This is a genomic window from Coleofasciculus chthonoplastes PCC 7420 (genome assembly GCF_000155555.1).
Classification (GTDB): Bacteria; Cyanobacteriota; Cyanobacteriia; order Cyanobacteriales; family Coleofasciculaceae; genus Coleofasciculus; species Coleofasciculus chthonoplastes_A.
This window is the reverse complement of the sequence record NZ_DS989842.1, coordinates 350,703-367,725: the sequence shown is the minus strand read 5'-3', so window position 1 is coordinate 367,725 and position 17,023 is coordinate 350,703. Positions and strand designations below refer to the sequence as shown.

General features: G+C 46.5%; 12 protein-coding genes and 1 pseudogene. 7 read left to right on the top strand and 6 right to left on the bottom strand.

Translation table 11 applies throughout. The features are described from left to right. Positions 1-38 precede the first annotated feature (38 nt). A pseudogene (locus tag MC7420_RS36475) lies at positions 39-176 on the bottom strand (DUF4915 domain-containing protein); the annotation flags it as partial. A 381-nt stretch (positions 177-557) separates the two neighbouring features. Between MC7420_RS36475 and MC7420_RS03440 the strand changes: the two are divergent. Next, a complete protein-coding gene (locus MC7420_RS03440; protein ID WP_006098540.1) occupies positions 558-3,002 on the top strand; it encodes a GH116 family glycosyl hydrolase in 2,445 nt (814 codons plus the stop codon). A gap of 108 nt (positions 3,003-3,110) precedes the next feature. On the opposite strand, the gene MC7420_RS03435 is transcribed toward MC7420_RS03440, so the two are convergent. Together MC7420_RS03435 and MC7420_RS03430 are read right to left on the bottom strand one after the other, a co-directional pair. Beyond that, the gene (locus tag MC7420_RS03435) at positions 3,111-4,043 is read right to left on the bottom strand and encodes a polysaccharide pyruvyl transferase family protein (RefSeq protein WP_006098507.1); all 933 of its coding nucleotides are present in this window, start codon (positions 4,041-4,043) and stop codon (positions 3,111-3,113) included. 17 nt (positions 4,044-4,060) lie between these two features. Beyond that, positions 4,061-5,119 carry a hypothetical protein gene (locus MC7420_RS03430; protein WP_006098717.1) on the bottom strand — a complete coding sequence of 353 codons (1,059 nt, stop codon included), beginning with the start codon at positions 5,117-5,119 and terminating at the stop codon, positions 4,061-4,063. 46 nt (positions 5,120-5,165) lie between these two features. Between MC7420_RS03430 and MC7420_RS03425 the strand changes: the two genes are divergently transcribed. The 4 genes from MC7420_RS03425 to MC7420_RS42235 all read left to right on the top strand — a co-directional run bounded on the left by MC7420_RS03425 (position 5,166) and on the right by MC7420_RS42235 (position 11,550). After that, complete coding sequence (locus tag MC7420_RS03425; RefSeq protein ID WP_044204719.1) at positions 5,166-5,666, top strand: hypothetical protein; 501 nt, start codon at positions 5,166-5,168, stop codon at positions 5,664-5,666. Positions 5,667-5,763: 97 nt separating this feature from the next. After that, complete coding sequence (locus MC7420_RS43190; protein WP_269546244.1) at positions 5,764-5,889, top strand: hypothetical protein; 126 nt, start codon at positions 5,764-5,766, stop codon at positions 5,887-5,889. 315 nt (positions 5,890-6,204) lie between these two features. Next, on the top strand, positions 6,205-7,302 hold the full coding sequence (locus MC7420_RS03420; protein ID WP_006098534.1) for a TIGR03032 family protein: 1,098 nt from the start codon (positions 6,205-6,207) through the stop codon (positions 7,300-7,302). A gap of 33 nt (positions 7,303-7,335) precedes the next feature. After that, positions 7,336-11,550, top strand: a complete 4,215-nt coding sequence (locus tag MC7420_RS42235) for a beta strand repeat-containing protein (protein WP_006098672.1) — start codon at positions 7,336-7,338, stop codon at positions 11,548-11,550. A gap of 495 nt (positions 11,551-12,045) precedes the next feature. Here the strand turns inward: MC7420_RS42235 and hpsE are convergent, their stop codons facing one another. From hpsE to MC7420_RS03400, 3 genes are all read right to left on the bottom strand, one after another. After that, positions 12,046-12,993, bottom strand: coding sequence for a hormogonium polysaccharide biosynthesis glycosyltransferase HpsE (gene hpsE, locus MC7420_RS03410; RefSeq protein ID WP_315897214.1), 948 nt, complete (start codon positions 12,991-12,993; stop codon positions 12,046-12,048). 299 nt (positions 12,994-13,292) lie between these two features. Next, entirely contained in the window at positions 13,293-13,715 is a 423-nt protein-coding gene (locus tag MC7420_RS03405) for a type II toxin-antitoxin system VapC family toxin (protein WP_044204716.1), read from the bottom strand. After that, complete coding sequence (locus MC7420_RS03400; RefSeq protein ID WP_006098747.1) at positions 13,708-13,962, bottom strand: YlcI/YnfO family protein; 255 nt, start codon at positions 13,960-13,962, stop codon at positions 13,708-13,710. Before MC7420_RS03400 ends, MC7420_RS03405 begins: the two co-directional genes overlap by 8 nt. 222 nt (positions 13,963-14,184) lie before the next feature. Here MC7420_RS03400 and MC7420_RS03395 point away from each other — a divergent pair, with 222 nt between their 5' ends. Continuing rightward, the gene (locus MC7420_RS03395) at positions 14,185-15,492 is read left to right on the top strand and encodes an ATP-binding protein (protein ID WP_006098351.1); all 1,308 of its coding nucleotides are present in this window, start codon (positions 14,185-14,187) and stop codon (positions 15,490-15,492) included. Between the two features lie 172 nt (positions 15,493-15,664). Then, entirely contained in the window at positions 15,665-16,987 is a 1,323-nt protein-coding gene (locus MC7420_RS03390) for a hypothetical protein (RefSeq protein ID WP_044204713.1), read from the top strand. Positions 16,988-17,023: the final 36 nt, after the last annotated feature.

Sequence of the window (17,023 nt, the reverse complement as noted above, 5' to 3'; positions counted from 1 at the left end):
AGACGGTTAGAACACTATGGATTTGTAGAGACCCCAGTTTGTCCTGTTTCAATATTCACCACCCAAACCCCACAGATACGCTCCTCTAGCCTTTCAGTTAAAGGAATACCACTAAATACTGCCGTTTCCCGTACTTGAGAAAGACCAATAAACGCCAAGGGTCCCCACACATCAATATTTCCCATTTGAGCATATATTGCGGTTCCCAAGCAGATGAGGTACACCCGAATGTAGGGGCACCATCCTTGCGCCCTTACCGATGTAATGCATAAAACTGCAATACCACCTGCTGGGGCGATCGCGGTTTAATTGGATTGGAGAGACAAAGTGCGATCGCAAAGCAAGACTTAAAGCTGACTAAAATTTGGGTGGTTGATCAACATCCGACGCACACGAACTCAATGGGCATAACTGAATTAAGCGTTTGTAGTTAACGATAACAGCGCTTAGGGCGCTAAAGCGCAACTACGAACGAACCTGTGTTAAGCGCCATGGCGCGTCTCTACAGATTGATCCAAAATAGTCCAAGCGACCCACTACGCCGTAAGATCGAAAGCATGATCTATCAACCACCGCGCCCAACTATCCCTGAGAGTACCTGGCAACGTCCGATTGGACAGGGCTGGGAGCATCCCTACAAAGTACGCTATGCCAGTAATCTGGATGATGGACCCTGGCATGGTATGCCCCTGGGTGGATTTGGCGCAGGTTGTTTAGGGCGATCGCCACGGGGGGATTTTAATCTATGGCATCTGGATGGGGGAGAACATACCTTTAAACGTCTACCCGCCTGTCAGTTTAGCGTCTTTGAACAGCCAGAAAACCAAGACGCCCAAGCTTATGCCCTTTGCACTGAACCCCCAGAGGATGGCAGTTTGGGTAAATGGCAATGGTATCCCACGTCGCCTAATGTAGAGACGCGCCATGGCGCGTCTCTACGAACGGGAACCTATCACGCCCTTTATCCCCGCAGTTGGTTTGTCTATGAGAATGTATTTCAAACGGAATTAACTTGCCAACAGTTCTCGCCAATTTGGGCGGATTGTTATCAGGAAAGCAGTTATCCGGTGGCGGTGTTTGAATGGACTGCCCATAATCCCACCGATCAGCCGATTACCTTAAGTATTATGCTTACCTGGCAGAATATGGTGGGCTGGTTTACTAACGCAATTCAGCATCCTCAAGTTCAAGTACGGGATGATGGGAGTCCAGTTTACGAGTATCAACCCCGTTGGGGCAATAGCACCGGGAATTATAATCAATGGATTGTGGATAATTTCCGCGTGGGTTGTCTGTTAGATCGGGTGAGGTTGCGGGATGAAATTGAAGAAGGCGAAGGACAACTCTGTTTTGCTACGGTGACGAATCCCAGTCAGGAGGTATTCTATCACTGTCGCTGGAATCCCACAGGCGATGGGTCAGAGGTGTGGAATACCTTTGCCAGTGACGGGAGTCTCAGTGATGTGCAAGATGAAACCCCCGCTGAACCCGGAGAACAAATTGCAGGTGCGATCGCGGTACGGGTAAGACTGCGCCCAGGTAGAACCCGCAAAATCCCGTTTATCCTGGCTTGGGATTTTCCGGTAACTGAGTTTGCTTCTGGGGTTAAATATTACCGCCGTTATACGGATTTCTTTGGACGCACCGGGAATAATGCCTGGTCAATGGTTCGCACCGCCCTTAAACATTCTGACCTTTGGCAAGAGAGAATTTTATCCTGGCAAAATCCCATTTTACAGCGTCATGATTTACCGAATTGGTTTAAGATGGCGCTGTTTAATGAATTGTATTTGTTATCGGCTGGGGGGACAATTTGGAGTTCGGCAAATGAACGTGATCCTGTGGGTAAGTTCGGGGTTTTGGAATCTTTTGATTATCGTTGGTACGAAAGTTTAGATGTGCGGCTGTATGGGTCTTTTGCCCTGGCGATGCTGTGGTCAAGATTGGATAAAGCGGTACTGGAAGCCTTTGCCCGGGCAATTCCCACGAGTGATGATACGCCTCGAATTATTGGCTACAACCAAGCCACAGCCATTCGTAAAGCCGCTGATGCGACACCCCATGATTTAGGCGCAGCCAATGAACATCCTTGGGAGAAAACTAATTATACCAGTTATCAAGATTGCAATCAGTGGAAAGATTTACCCTGTGATTTTGTCTTGCAGGTGTATCGGACTTTTGTATTTACGGGGTCAAAAGATATTGAGTTTTTAGCCGAATGTTGGTCAGCCATTGTTAGGGCGTTGGCATATCTGAAATCCTTTGATCACGATGGGGATGGGATTCCGGAAAACTCTGGCGCACCGGATCAGACGTTTGATGATTGGCAGTTGCAGGGCGTTAGTGCTTACTGTGGTGGGTTATGGTTAGCCGCCTTAGAAGCAGCAAGCGCGATCGCACAGATTCTCTTGGATAATTACACCCTGGTTTCTGCTATTAATCTGCCTGATCCGGAGTCGATTCAACACACCCTGAACACTTACCATAAATGGCTGCAACAGGCACAACCCATTTATCAAGAAAAACTCTGGAATGGTCAATATTATCGCCTAGATAGCGACAGTGATTCCGATGTGGTGATGGCAGATCAACTTTGTGGTCAGTTCTATGCCCAATTATTAGGGTTACCGGATATTGTTCCGCCAGAATGCACCCAGTCGGCATTAAAAACGGTGTACGAGTCTTGTTTCTTAAAGTTCCATAATGCCCAATTTGGTGCAGCCAATGGCGTAAAACCCGATGGTTCTCCCGAACATCCCGATGCGACGCATCCCCTAGAAGTGTGGACAGGGATTAATTTTGGACTAGCGGCATTTTTAATTCAATTGGGGATGAAGGATGAAGCGTTAAAACTAACTGAATCAGTGGTGAGACAAGTCTATGAAAATGGGTTACAATTCCGCACCCCAGAAGCGATTACACCTGTTGGCACATTTCGGGCAGGTCATTATCTGCGGGCGATGGCAATTTGGGCAGTTTATTTGACGTTGAGTCAATCCTAGGGGCTTGGTAAGCTGTCATGTATTTAAATTGGGTATAGGTAGTGAGCAAGATGCTCACACTACAAAAATTTCCCCATTCTTGATATTACGGTTTAAATGCCAAACAGCTTAACCAAGGGGCTTGCCACACTCATTGCTTAATTGATGTAATTTTTCTTCTAATTCCGTAATACGTTGTTCAAGTTGCTGCTCATCGCTTAACCTTGGCTGGGCAGTTTGAGCGATACGGATAAGCTGCATTGTAACTGATTCTTGATCTCCCCCGATATAGTTTAAGCCATTCCAGGGATTTTGTTTGAGCCAATTGAACCAATGACGAGTCGCCCTCATGGAGGAACGAATACCCCGTGCGACAGGTGGATAGGCGTGAATCAGAGGGGAAATATACCAGGGGTGATAGTCCACATTCATGGATGCACACCAATCCTGCCATTTGAAGGCAAGAATTCTGGCGCTAGTATGTACTGGAATCCAGGGAACTCGTAGCGCATCCGCCGCGATCGCACCATGCATGGCTTCGGCTAATAGCACCTGGGTTTGGTCAATATCTGACAAAATTTGCGCCACTGAGTCACGGGGATCGATATACTTAAATCCAATATCTGAGCAGATTGATTGCCATATTGTATCTGCATAAGTTGCATGATGGATATGGGGGATAAACCCAAAGCGATGGGTTTTATTTCCCGTACTTTTAAAGAGGCGTTTGATTAAAATAGCACCATCGGCTACCGCTAAATTAGCGGGTAAACCTAGAGATTGAGCGGATAATGGTCCTCGAACAGAGTAAATTTTCCATGATGCTGGAATTACAGAGAGAGGTTTTTCATACCCAACACCTGAACTAAAAATAATCACTCGCTCCGCTTTGGGGAGGCGATGGGGGAGTAGACTATTGAGTAATGTGCCAATTCCCACAAAAATGGTTGTTTCATCCTGATCAAAGAAATCCGGCAGCAATTGATGCCATAACCAGGGATTGAGCGCATCACCAAAGTTGTTTAAGCGATCTCGACGGTGGTAATAAAAGAGTTTGGTCATTGGTTATTAGTCATTTGTCATTTGTCATTTGTCATTTGTACTTTATTCAGTATCTTCTGATTGACTCGTTCTAGGTTAAAAATTAGGGCGTTGCGTTGGAAACTGAGGTGTTGAGAGAACCGAGATTGATTGCACCAGTGATAGTAAGCGGGAATGGCTATATCAGTGAGAAACTTGCGCCACTTTGCTGTAGTTACACCAGGGTGTATCGTGGCAGCGCGATATTTTCCCTGGTTCACCATCGCCTGATACAACCTGCGATCGCCTTTTAATTGTTTCAAAGCCGAAAGGGTTTCTTCTAAAGAGGTCACTTCCAGATAGTCTTGGGGTGAGGTGCGTTCCGCTTGATAGGCAGATTCAACCCCCAAAACTGCTGGAACTCCGGCTAGCCAAGCGTTATAAAGTTTAGTTGCGGGTTTGTGCAGGTAGGGGTGACGTGGGATATTAGGGCGGTGATTAAACCGACGCACGGCGACAATGACATCGACTTGACTGTAATCATGGGATTGGGGATGAATATCATGATAGTCACTCCAGTGATTACGGTTAATTATGGGTTGCCACTGTAAACCCAGGGTATCGAGGTGTTTTTGCCAAGAGGGGTGGAGTAATTCGGGGGCGAGGTTCATCTCATGTCCGAAAAAGGCAACAGTTTCCACGCGATCGCCTCGTGCTGGATCTCGTGGAATTAAGCCCGGTTGAGTCCAATGGGGGATATAATAGCTGTTTGTCGTTATTTGAGTCTCCAGGGGATTTTGGACAAGATGGAGTTGAGCATAAGGGTATTGTCTCAGTTCGGCTTTGAGGCAGATCAGGAGGACATTTCGTCCCGGTTTCAGGGTATCATTATGGGTTCTTAAGGCGTTGCGATGGATGAGAACAATTCCTGCATCGGGGAATTCCTGAACTAATTCACAGGGAAACCCATCCGCTTTGAGACGTAGGTAAGTTTGTAGAGTCCAAGCATAAATACCCAAACCAAATCCCTGCCAATTTTCATCCGCGCGATCGGGGAAATTATCCTGCCAATAGGGTTGGGGGATATAGAAATAAATCGGCGGAAATTGTCCAGCCATAGAAACGTGACTTACTCAAAACTATTACGCTATCCTTATAGTTAACATGATTGTCGGTACAACCCAAGCGGCTAAAATTTTAAATATCTCCACGGCTCGGCTGCGAGTCCTACTGCTTGCTGGTAGAGTGGAAGGCGCTTACAAGACTGGGAGAATGTGGTTAATGCCTCTATTTAATGGCAAACCGCTGATTCAGCGAGGGAAAAGAGGTCCGGCTCCGCGTTGGCGCAATCCCCGAAAGCCCGCGAAAACAATCATTCACGTTAATTCACACAGAATTCGACAAAATCATAAACATAACTCACACCAGCCAGTGATTACGGTGAAGAAGTGGTGCGACGCCGCAGCTGTGATGGGGGCGAATGAGCAGGCGACCCAAAAGGGCAAGAGGAACGTCTATGGTCATGAGGTGGAAATACCGGGAGGATGCCGGGTTGTTTATCGTCCCGATAGTCCCCAATGTGGTGCTAAGGTTTGGATCGAAACGCTTTACAACGTCAGGGTGATTTCTTGGCAGGAGGAGGGTTCTGGCTTTCCTTATACCTAGTCCTGTTAAAGATAGTAGATAGACAGGAAACGTTTTCTGGATTAATTCGCGATCGCGTCTCCTGGGTGATGCCACCAAAACCTTTGTCAGTATTCCCTTGTCGAGGATATCAGCATTAATTCGCGATCGCGTCTCCTGGGTGATGCTAGGTTGCACCCTTGTCAGTATTCCCTTGTCGAGGATATCAGTATTAATTCGCGATCGCGCCTCCTGGGTGTCTTAGATATTAGTAGCGAGCTGCCTGGATCGCACTACCACAAGGGGAACGATTATTGACGTTATGGTTTAAATGCCAAACAGCTTAGATGTGCGGCAGAGCTAATGTCGTATTTTTTCTCATATCATTTAATTGAAATAATACAGCTAATATTTCACTAAATTTTACAAAACACAAAATCTGTTAATATAGCCAGAGAAAAATTCAGCTTTCTGTATGAAGATTCAGTAAAGATTTCCTGTTGACTAATTTTTGGTTGCCGATTACTCCTAATATAAATAACGAACAACGTTTGTGGCTTTCATCGAGAGTACAAGGTTCATGGTGCATCAATCGCCATTATCCTCAACGAATTCCCCGTCCTTAGAAATAACGGGTTCCCGGCAATTCACGGCTTGGTTAGCCGAGCAACATCTCAGTCTGGCTTTTACTACCTATCAAGCTGGCAAGGTATTTTTTATTGGAGTACAGCCAACGGGACAGTTATCAATCTTTGAGCGCACCTTTGAGCGATGTATGGGGTTGTGTGTTCATGGCTCCACCCTTTATTTGAGTTCACTCTATCAGGTATGGCGATTTGAAAATGTTCTAGAAGCCGGACAAATTCACAACGGGTATGACTGTCTTTATGTGCCGCAAGTGGGTTATGTGACGGGGGATTTAGATGTCCATGATGTGGCGGTGGTTGCTCCCCCCTTAAAAAGCAGGGCTGGGGGAGATTACCCCATTTTTGTCAATACCTTATTTAGCTGTTTAGCCACAGTCAGCGAAACCCACAGTTTTATCCCCTTATGGCAACCACCGTTTATTTCTAAGCTGGCGGCGGAAGATCGGTGTCATTTGAATGGTTTGGCGATGCGAGAGGGAGAACCGAAGTATGTGACAGCCGTGAGTCAGTCGGATGTTGCTGATGGCTGGCGGGATAAACGGCATGATGGGGGTTGTGTGGTGGATGTGGGGAGGAATCAGGTGATTGTCACGGGGTTATCGATGCCTCATTCCCCGCGACTGTATCGGGATAAACTCTGGTTGCTCAATTCTGGCACAGGGGAGTTTGGGTATGTTGATTTGAGTCGGGGAGAGTTTGAGTCAGTGGCGTTTTGTCCGGGTTATTTGCGCGGGTTGGCGTTTAGTGGGGATTTTGCTGTTGTCGGGTTGTCGAAACCCAGGGAAAATCGCACGTTTTCGGGTTTGGCGTTGGATGAGCGGTTAGAGAGTAAGCAAGCTGAACCTCGCTGTGGGTTATTCGTGATTGATTTGCGGAGTGGGGATATTGTCCATTGGCTGCGAATTGAAGGGATAGTCACGGAATTGTATGACGTGGCGGTGTTGCCAGGAATGCGGCGTCCGATGGCAGTTGGGTTTAAAACGGATGAAATTCGGCGTGTGGTGAGGATTGGTTCTGTTGAACAAAAGTAATACAGTAACTGAAACCTGACGAAGAAATTTACTATGTTAGCTGCATCTTTCAACCTTTCTGAACTTAACGGTAGTAATGGCTTCGTCATCAACGGCATTGATGAGGGTGACCGCTTAGGTATTTCTGTCAGCGGAGCTGGAGATATCAATGGGGATGGCATTGATGACGCGATTATCGGCGCACCTTATACTAGATCCGATGGCGTCTCTAGCATTTTTGGTGCAGGGGAAACCTACGTCGTGTTTGGTCAGAGTGGAGGCTTTAATGCCACTCTTGACCTATCTCAACTAGATGGTAACAACGGCTTTGTCCTCAACGGTATTGATGAGCGTGCCTTCTTAGGTCGTTCAGTTAGTGGAGGAGATATCAATGGTGATCGGATTGATGATGTGATTATTGGCGCACGGTGGGCTAACCCTAATGGTAAGCGCTCGGCAGGGGAAACCTACGTAGTGTTTGGTCAAAATGAGAGTTTTGGTGCTTCTGTTGACCTGTCTCAACTGGATGGTAACAATGGCTTTGTCATCAATGGCATTGATGTAGATGACTTGTTGGGTTATTCAGTCAGCGGAGCTGGAGATATTAATGGTGATGGTATTGATGACCTGATTATTGGCACAGGTAATACAGAGGTCTACATTGTGTTTGGTCAGAGTGAAGGTTTTAATGCCACTTTCGACCTGTCTCAACTGGATGGTAGCAACGGCTTCGTCATCAACGCCAGCTCTGGTCGTTTGGTCAGTGTTGCCGGAGATATCAATGGTGATGGGATTGATGACATTATTATCAGCGCACCTTATGCTCGCCCAAATGGTAACGACTTGGCAGGGGAAACCTACATTGTGTTTGGTAAAGAAGGAGGTTTTGATGCTTCTTTCAACCTGTCTCAACTGGATGGTAGCAACGGCTTTGTCCTCAACGGCATTGATGAATTTGACTTCTCAGGCTCCTCAGTCAATACTGCCGGAGATATTAATGGGGATGGGATTGATGACCTGATTATCGGCGCACCTGAGGCTGACACCAATGTCTATGATGCAGGAGAAACCTACATTGTGTTTGGTAAAGAAGGAGGTTTTGATGCTTCTTTCAATCTGTCTCAACTGGATGGTAGCAACGGCTTTATCATTAACGGCATTGATGAATTTGACGAATCAGGCTCTTCAGTCAGTGGAGCTGGAGATATCAATGGTGATGGGATTGATGACCTAATTATCGGCGCACATTATGCTGAAACTAACATCTATGATGCGGGTGAAGCCTACATTGTATTTGGTAAAAAAGGGGATTTCGATGCTTCTTTCAATCTGTCTCAACTGGATGGTAACAACGGCTTTATCATTAACGGCATTGATGGCATTGGTGAGATTGGCGAACCAGGCTCTTCAGTCAGTGGAGCTGGAGATATTAATGATGATGGCATTGATGACCTGATTATCGGCGCACCTTCTGCTGACCCCAACGGTATCCTGGGTGCAGGTGTAACGTACATTGTGTTTGGTAACGCCAACAACCCCCCAGAGCTAGACTTCAACGGCGACATGGCAGGTACTGATTTTGCTGCCTTCTTGACTTTCCTTGAAGTCGCGGCTCCCATTGTGGATCGCACCAACCTGACTTTAACTGACCCTGACTCAACAACTCTTGAAAAAGCAACAGTTAAAATAGGTAATCTTCAAGATGTTGGGGCTGAAATTCTAGATGCCAACACAGGTGGCACTAATATTAGTGCTAGCTACAATCCTAGTAATGGCACACTTACTCTCAGTGGTGAAGATACCGTTGCTAATTACCAGCAAGTTTTGCGGACTCTCACCTATAACAATACCGCCTCAACACCGGATTTGACAGAGCGCATCATTGAGTTTTTAGTAAGTGATGAACTCGGAAAAATTAACAATACCACAGTGGCTAAAACCATCCTGACGTTTTTGAACCTTGCCCCTAACTCATCGTTCAACTTGTCTCAAATGGATGGTAGCAACGGCTTTGTCCTCAACGGTATTGATGAGTTTGACCAATCAGGTTTTTCTGTCAGCTCTGCTGGAGATGTCAATGGGGATGGCATTGATGACCTGATTATTGGTGCACCTTCTGCTGATCCTAACGGCATTCGTTTTGCAGGAGAAACCTACATTGTCTTTGGTCAAAGCGGGGGTTTCGATGCCTCTTCCAACTTATCTCAACTGGATGGTAGCAATGGCTTTGTCCTCAACGGCGTTGATATAGATGACTTCTCAGGTCATCGAGTCAGTGGAGCCGGAGATATCAATGGTGATGGCATTGATGACCTGATTATTGGCGCACCTTCTGCTGACCCCAACGGCATCTCTGGAGCAGGAGAAACCTACATTGTCTTTGGTCAGAGCGGGGGTTTCGATGCCTCTTTTAACCTGTCTCAACTGGATGGTAGCAACGGCTTCGTCATCAACGGCGTTGATGCAGGTGACGGATTAGGTTGGTCGGTGAGCAATGCCGGAGATGTGAACGACGACGGCATCAATGACATCATTATCAGTGCACCAGAAGCTGACCCCAACGGCATCTATGGTGCAGGGGAAAGCTATGTAATCTTCGGTAGCAGTAGCTTTACTGTTGCCAGCCTTGACCTGTCCTCTCTCAACGGTAATAACGGCTTTGTCATCAACGGTATTGATGAATTTGACCGCTCAGGTTTGTCAGTCAGCGGTGCTGGAGATATCAATGGTGATGGCATTGATGACCTAATTATTAGTGCATCTTCTGCTGATCCTAACGGCATTCGTTTTGCAGGAGAAACCTACATTGTCTTTGGTCAAAGCGGGGGTTTCGATGCCTCTTTCAACTTATCTCAACTGGATGGTAGCAATGGCTTTGTCCTCAACGGTATTGATGAATTTGACCGCTCAGGTTTGTCAGTCAGCTCTGCTGGAGATGTCAATGGGGATGGTATTGATGACCTGATTATTGGCGCACCTTCTGCTGACCCCAACGGCAACTCTGAAGCAGGGGAAACTTATGTGGTGTTTGGTCAAAGCGGGGGTTTTGATGCCACTTTCAACCTGTCTCAACTGGATGGTAGCAACGGTTTTGTGATCAACGGCATTGATGAATTTGACATATCAGGTCTTTCTGTCAGCTCTGCTGGAGATGTCAATGGGGATGGTATTGATGACCTGATTATAGCTACAGGTGATGCTGACCCCAACGGTAACTTTCGTGCAGGGGAAACCTATGTGGTGTTTGGCAATACTTCACCAGAACTCGACCTCAACGGCAATGATACAGGCATTGATTTTACCACCACTTTTACCGGAAGTGCTGTCTCGATCGCCGATACTGATAACTTAACCTTAACTGACGCCAACAGCACCACCCTCGCCAACGCTACGGTCAAAATCACCAATCTCCAAGATGGTGCAGCGGAAATCCTCGCGGCTGATACCAGTAATACCAATATCACCGCCAATTACGATCCGATTCTTCGCACCCTCATCCTCAGCGGTGAAGATACCGTTGCCAATTACCAACAAGTCCTACGCACCGTCACCTATAACAATACCGCCACCACCCCCGACACCACAGACCGGATTATTGAATTTGTGGTTAACGACGGAGAAGCTCACAGTAATCTCAGTACCATCGCCACCACTACCCTTACCTTCGACTCCGGTCAACCGCCCATAGATGGCACCCCTAATAACGATACCTTAGTTGGCACTCCAGAGAGCGATCGCATTAACGGATTCGGCGGTAATGACACCATTGCTGGCGGTTTAGAAAATGATCAAATCTTCGGCGGTGACGGGGATGATGTCTTACGCGGTGACTTAAACCAGCGTTCCCCCCAAGTCGATATCGGTGGCGATGATATCATCTTCGGTGGTGCTGGGAGCGATCGCATCGGTGGCAAAGGCGGTAATGACCAACTCTTTGGTGAAGCCGGGGATGACCAAATCTGGGGGGATGATGGGGATGACATCCTGCGTGGTGGACTCGGTAACGATACTTTAACTGGGGATGACTTCTCTGGCGGTAGCGGTAGCGATACCTTTATCCTCGCCATAAACGAAGGAACCGATACAATCGTAGACTTCCAAGAGGGTGAGGATTTAATTGGCTTAGCCGAGGGTCTAAGTTTTGGTCAGTTATCGATTACTCAAGATGGCAAAAATACGCTGATTGGTTTTGAAGATGAGACGCTGGCTATGCTCAAAGGAGTGAATGCCAACCTTTTAACAGAAGCCGATTTTACCATCATTGGCTAGAACGTCGATAAATGAATCGGCGTCGTGTAAAAACGACATTATCGTAGGGGCGCACCGACGTGCGCCCTCATATTACCGACGTGCGCCCTTCATTGATGTCTCTTGGCGTCTACGTTTGTTATAGCGGCAAACCTTGGAGTAATGGGAATGGTGCGTTAGCGAAGCGTAACGCACCCTACGGCATGACCCACCGAAAATGGTGGATTAGCATTGTAGGGGCGCATGGCGTGCGCCCCATTTAACCATAAATCTATTGCACAATTGTAGCTGGGTCACGGCACTACGGCATGACCCACCTAAAATGAATGCCACTGAATTAATGCTGGTGGGCAATGCCCACCCTACGGTATCTCAAAGTTGAGCAGAGGGCGACCCGACCCAATTAAGTTGAGTGGTGTTAATTTATTCCAGCGGGTCGCCCCTACAGGTCTTTGTCACCCCCATAACCCCCATCTCCCCTCACCTCACCACTCCCAACAGCAGCCCCTCCCCTATTTAAGGCTTCTTTTGTTGCCAATGGTAAAACGGACTAATTAAGCTATACCAAAACAACTGTCCTTCACAAGCCGCCACAATATCAGTGTTGAGAACCGTGCCATACTTAATCCAGTGGATTATCAGCTTGCGGCAATCACTCACCAGATAAACCAGAACCATCAACCCTGGGGGCAAATCCGGAAACCGTAACCGACGAATCGGATATCGACTCAACCCTATCCCCCGAAACACCTGTAATAAATACTCTTTTTCCAAACGCGATCGCGGAATATGATGGTCAATCACCATGTCCGGATTATGCCATATTTCCCAGCCAGCATTTCTAATATAGGATAACGTCTCTAAGTCTTCTCCTTTTGCAGCTAAGGATTGACCACAAACCCCTGTTAACTTAGGTTCCTCAGGAATATGTTCTAACCAAACAGACTTACGCACAACCAACCCCGCACCCGCAGGGAATAACCCTCGGCTATCGGTATCATAGCGGAACGGGGTGGAACCGCGATCGATAATTCCTAAACAACTAGCAATTCGGTTAAAATTTTCCGGGGGATTTGTCTCATATACCCCCTGAATTTGACCCCCATAAGCTCCTGCTTGGGGATGTGACTGAGCAAAAGCATAAACCGCACTCACCCAATTAGGAGAGGGAAGATTATCATCATCCAGAAACGCCACCCAATCACCCTGAGCCTTTTTAATCCCAAGGCGTCGCGCAAACGCTAACCCCTGTTGCGCCTCAAAATAGTAGTGGATGGGATGAGTACACCATCCTTGATACTGGTGAACAACATCGGCGGTGCGATCGCGACTATTGTTGTCAATGACAATAATTTCCCAAACAAAGGACTCGGTGTCAATCTGAGCAACCAAGCCATCTAAAACCTGTGGCAATCGAGCCGCACCATTGTAGGTACAAATAGCGACAGTCAGTTCAATCATCATAATTCTCCATGACAATTCCGCACTTCAGAAGCGATTACCGCCGTTGGCACATTTCGGGCAGGTCATTATTTGCGGGCGATGGCAATTTAGGCAGTTTATTGGGCGTTGAGTCAATAGTGTTGAGTGTTGTGTAGGAGTTCTTTGCCCTCACCTATTTACGGCGGTGCGATCGCGTATGAAATACCTACGAGCTGACCCAATAGCGAGCGAGACGCTCGCACTACTGTTCCCTCCTGCCCCCTGTCTCGGAGCTTTGGAACCTCTTCCCCCTACCACAACACTTATTCAGCAAGCCCTATTTATGCTTCCAGTTTTCGGACATATCCTGGACATGGTGTAAGCGTATTGAGCAAAGATTGGTCGGCTGTCCAGAATTCGGCAGATTCTAGCTCGGCAACGGCTAGAAAAGCAGCATCATAGAGAGTTGCCAAAGAGAACTGTTGGGCGAGCGCCCATGTTTTTGCACGGATAGCATTGCTATCGAGGTACTCAACAGGCATCTGGCAGAAATCATCATAAAACCCTGCAGCCTGGGAAATGGTAATTGCTCCCAACCTTACTTTTTTTCGCAATACTGAACCAACTTCAGCCCATGCAAATGCTGGAGCAACCAAACGCTCATTCGATGTCAGCAAGGGCAGGATAAAGTTTCTGGCTTGGGGTTGCAATGTCTCAGGTATCAAATAAGGAATCCAAACGCTGGTGTCGATACACTTAGTCACGCCGTCCCTCACCCGATCGCAGCTGACGAATCAAGTCCACAGAACTGGATTGAATTCCTGTTTTGGCTTCTACTTCAGCACTACGAGTCACAATGCGTTGATGGGCTGCCAGCGATCGCCGCCGTCGCACCTCGCGGTTTATTGCTTCAACAACCATCTCGTTAAAAGACTCACTGCCCTCTCGAAATTGCCTTGCTTGCTCAAGCAAATCTGCGGGAATACGGATAGTTACAGCTTCTCGCTCCATAGTTGCAGCCTGTGCAATTATAAAATGATATCAACTACTGTAACTATTTTCTGAATCAGTTGGCAACAGTCATAGACCCACAACTAATGCCTACCACGAATCAGTTATCACAGGATAGCGACCAATTATGCTGGGAACAGAAAGCCTGTTATTTTTATAGCTTGGGTTGAGGAAAGAAACGAAATTTCCTTGTGTATTCTGTAATCCGCTACAATAGGCGTCATGCCATCAACAAAAACACCAGCTAACGCCTCCAGCCAATTCCTCAAACGCCAAGCCGCGTCGCTGCTACTGTATCAATCAGTTCTTCGTAACGAGGTGGGACGCGCCTTTGTCCATCTTTTGCAAACCTTAAGCAAGGGTGAAGCAGAGCAAACCGCTTGCTTGGTGGCTTACGGTAACTGGTTTAAAACGTTAGCCGCCCACGGAGAAAGTTGGCAAGATTATCTGATTCGGAAAATTCTCCAAGACGATAATCCCTTTACTCAGCAAGTACAACGGGTAGCCTTGCAAGATTTACCCCCAGCCCTAGTCACGGCGGCTCAACAGGATTTACACGCCTTGCAAAATCTTTCTGAATGCAGCGTCGAACAGCTAAGTCGGTGGGTGCAAAAAGCCTCTCAATTAGAATTACAGCCTGTTTCCTGGAATCTGGAAACGGTGCAGCCTACATTTCTACACCAACAGAGTGATTGGACAGACTCTCTAGAGGAATTAGCCGCCCACTATCAGCAACATGGTACAGGATTATTTGCCCAATATCATGCCCTGCGTTGGCAGTCGGGTCAATTGGTTGGTATCGCCCACCCTGATCCGATTCAGTTAACCCAATTGGTGGGTTATGAGTCTCAACAAGCCGCGTTAGTTAAAAATACAGAATTTTTACTCGCCGATTATCCGGCGTTACATGTCTTGCTTTATGGCAGTCGTGGTACAGGAAAGTCGTCATTAGTCAAGGGCTTATTACAAAACTATAAGAATCAGGGACTGCGGTTGATTGAAGTTGCCAAGTCTGACTTAAACGACTTACCGATGATAGTGGAGCAATTGCGAGACGTACCGCAGAAGTTTATCATCTTTGTAGATGACCTTTCCTTTGAAGAAGACGACGATGCATTTAAGGCATTAAAAGTCGTCTTAGAAGGGAGTGTCACCGCCCGTTCCCCAAATGTAGTCGTTTATGCCACCTCCAATCGACGCCACTTAGTACGGGAATTTTTTGCCGATCGCCCTCGTCCCAGCGATAATGATGAAGTCCATGCCTGGGATACCTTACAGGAAAAATTATCCTTTAGCGATCGCTTCGGCTTAACCCTGACCTTTGAACCAGCCAACCAAGACGCTTATCTCAACATTGTCTATCATTTAGCCCAACAAGCCAACATAAACTTACCCCAAAATGACTTAAAATCCCGTGCCATTCAATGGGCAACCCGCCACAATGGACGTTCTGGGCGCAGCGCCCGCCAATTTGTGGATTTTCTCAGCGCTGATTTAGGGATTCGTCCTTTGGATAGGGTAGAAGGGTAGCAGGATGCAAAAGTTATATCCTATTGTAGGGGCGGGTTTAGCCATTTAATTGATGGGTATACCGATAACTTATCCACAAAACCCGCCCTCTTTGTGTTTAGATTTGAGACATAAGACGTAGCTTGCTTCTCGATGAAAGCGAGTATGACCAATGACATAAGACGAATGACCAATGAACCAACTTGTTAATCAAATGCTTCTTGGTACAGTTGCTTTTACAGTCAGTGTGGGTGTGGGATTATTCGTTAACCCCAACAAAGCCTTGGTTAATGGAGTCGTTACCGTTGTGGCAAGTTATGCTGGCGTTACTGTAGCGGATAGGCGACGCCTTCAAGCAGAAAAACAGCGTAAAAACGCTTTACTCAATCAAATCAAAGAATTTGAGCAAGAAGAAAGCCTGCTGTATGAATCACTGATGCAGGGAAGGGAAACCCAACATCAACTCGAAGCCAGTATTCATGCATTACAAACTGAACGGAGTCAGCTTCTGAGTCGCGTGTCTGAACTGCATAACCAACGAAATAGCCTGTATCAAGAAATCAGTGAAATTCAACAGCACAAGCAGGAACACCTAGAGGAAGTGAGTATTCTGCGATCGCAAATTCAGCAGATAGAGAAACACCAAAGCGAACTGAATCAATCCCTCTGGGCAAAAACGGCTCAAATCCAGCCAGCGGAAACTCGCTTAAATCACTTACATACTGAACTCGAACAGCTTCAAACTGAAATAGCCGATAAACTGCATCACCACGAACATCTTAGTCAAGACTTAGCCGCACTCGAACGCCGTAAGCAAGACTTAGGCGGCGAAGCTTACGACTTACATACCCAAATTCAAGGCTTAAAGCAACGTTTAGAGCAACTGAATCAAGCTTTTTTGTCCTTGCGGATACAGCAACAGCGAGTGCAGGAAAATCTCACTCCGCTCAAATCCGAATTGGAACAAATGCAGCAACAAGTTACTGAAAAACAGCAACAACAAAAGCAACTCACTCAAGATTTGACGCGATTAGATCAGCTTAAACAGCAGTTAGAATCTGATTATGCCACTCTGCAACAGCAAATGCAAACCCTACGAACACAGAAGTTAATAGCAACTGAAACAGTCTTCCCCATAATTGAACCTAATTTATCCGTATTTTTACCACGAGAATGGCAGAAATTGCTGAAATTTACTCAACAGCTTACTGAGGATGAACGAATGGCATTTCAAGCAATTGTGTCAGAAGATAATGCCGCTTTAAATCAACTTTATAATCAAAAAGGGATAACGTCACAGGATTTAATTCAATCCCTTAATCAAAAGTCTCTTTCCGTACTCGGATATACTCTATTTTTCAGCGATAGTACCTCGGTTACTCCTCAAATTCACAAAGACTATAGTTCAGTATTAAAAGAACCAACATCTATTTATTTTAAAGACTTGATTGGACTTAATTATCGTCAAATTAAATCTGACCTAATATCAACAAGTTTTATTCACCTCACATCTTGAACCAGTAATTATACCAATGTTGCGTTCTATCATGTC

Bases quoted from the DNA above. Each gene is read 5' to 3' on its own strand.
- MC7420_RS03440 (WP_006098540.1), top strand. From the start codon at position 558: ATGATCTATCAACCACCGCGCCCAACTATCCCTGAGAGTACCTGGCAA.
- MC7420_RS03435 (WP_006098507.1), bottom strand. From the start codon at position 4,043: ATGACCAAACTCTTTTATTACCACCGTCGAGATCGCTTAAACAACTTT.
- MC7420_RS03430 (WP_006098717.1), bottom strand. From the start codon at position 5,119: ATGGCTGGACAATTTCCGCCGATTTATTTCTATATCCCCCAACCCTAT.
- MC7420_RS03425 (WP_044204719.1), top strand. From the start codon at position 5,166: ATGATTGTCGGTACAACCCAAGCGGCTAAAATTTTAAATATCTCCACG.
- MC7420_RS03420 (WP_006098534.1), top strand. From the start codon at position 6,205: ATGGTGCATCAATCGCCATTATCCTCAACGAATTCCCCGTCCTTAGAA.
- MC7420_RS42235 (WP_006098672.1), top strand. From the start codon at position 7,336: ATGTTAGCTGCATCTTTCAACCTTTCTGAACTTAACGGTAGTAATGGC.
- hpsE (WP_315897214.1), bottom strand. From the start codon at position 12,993: ATGATGATTGAACTGACTGTCGCTATTTGTACCTACAATGGTGCGGCT.
- MC7420_RS03400 (WP_006098747.1), bottom strand. From the start codon at position 13,962: ATGGAGCGAGAAGCTGTAACTATCCGTATTCCCGCAGATTTGCTTGAG.
- MC7420_RS03395 (WP_006098351.1), top strand. From the start codon at position 14,185: ATGCCATCAACAAAAACACCAGCTAACGCCTCCAGCCAATTCCTCAAA.
- MC7420_RS03390 (WP_044204713.1), top strand. From the start codon at position 15,665: ATGAACCAACTTGTTAATCAAATGCTTCTTGGTACAGTTGCTTTTACA.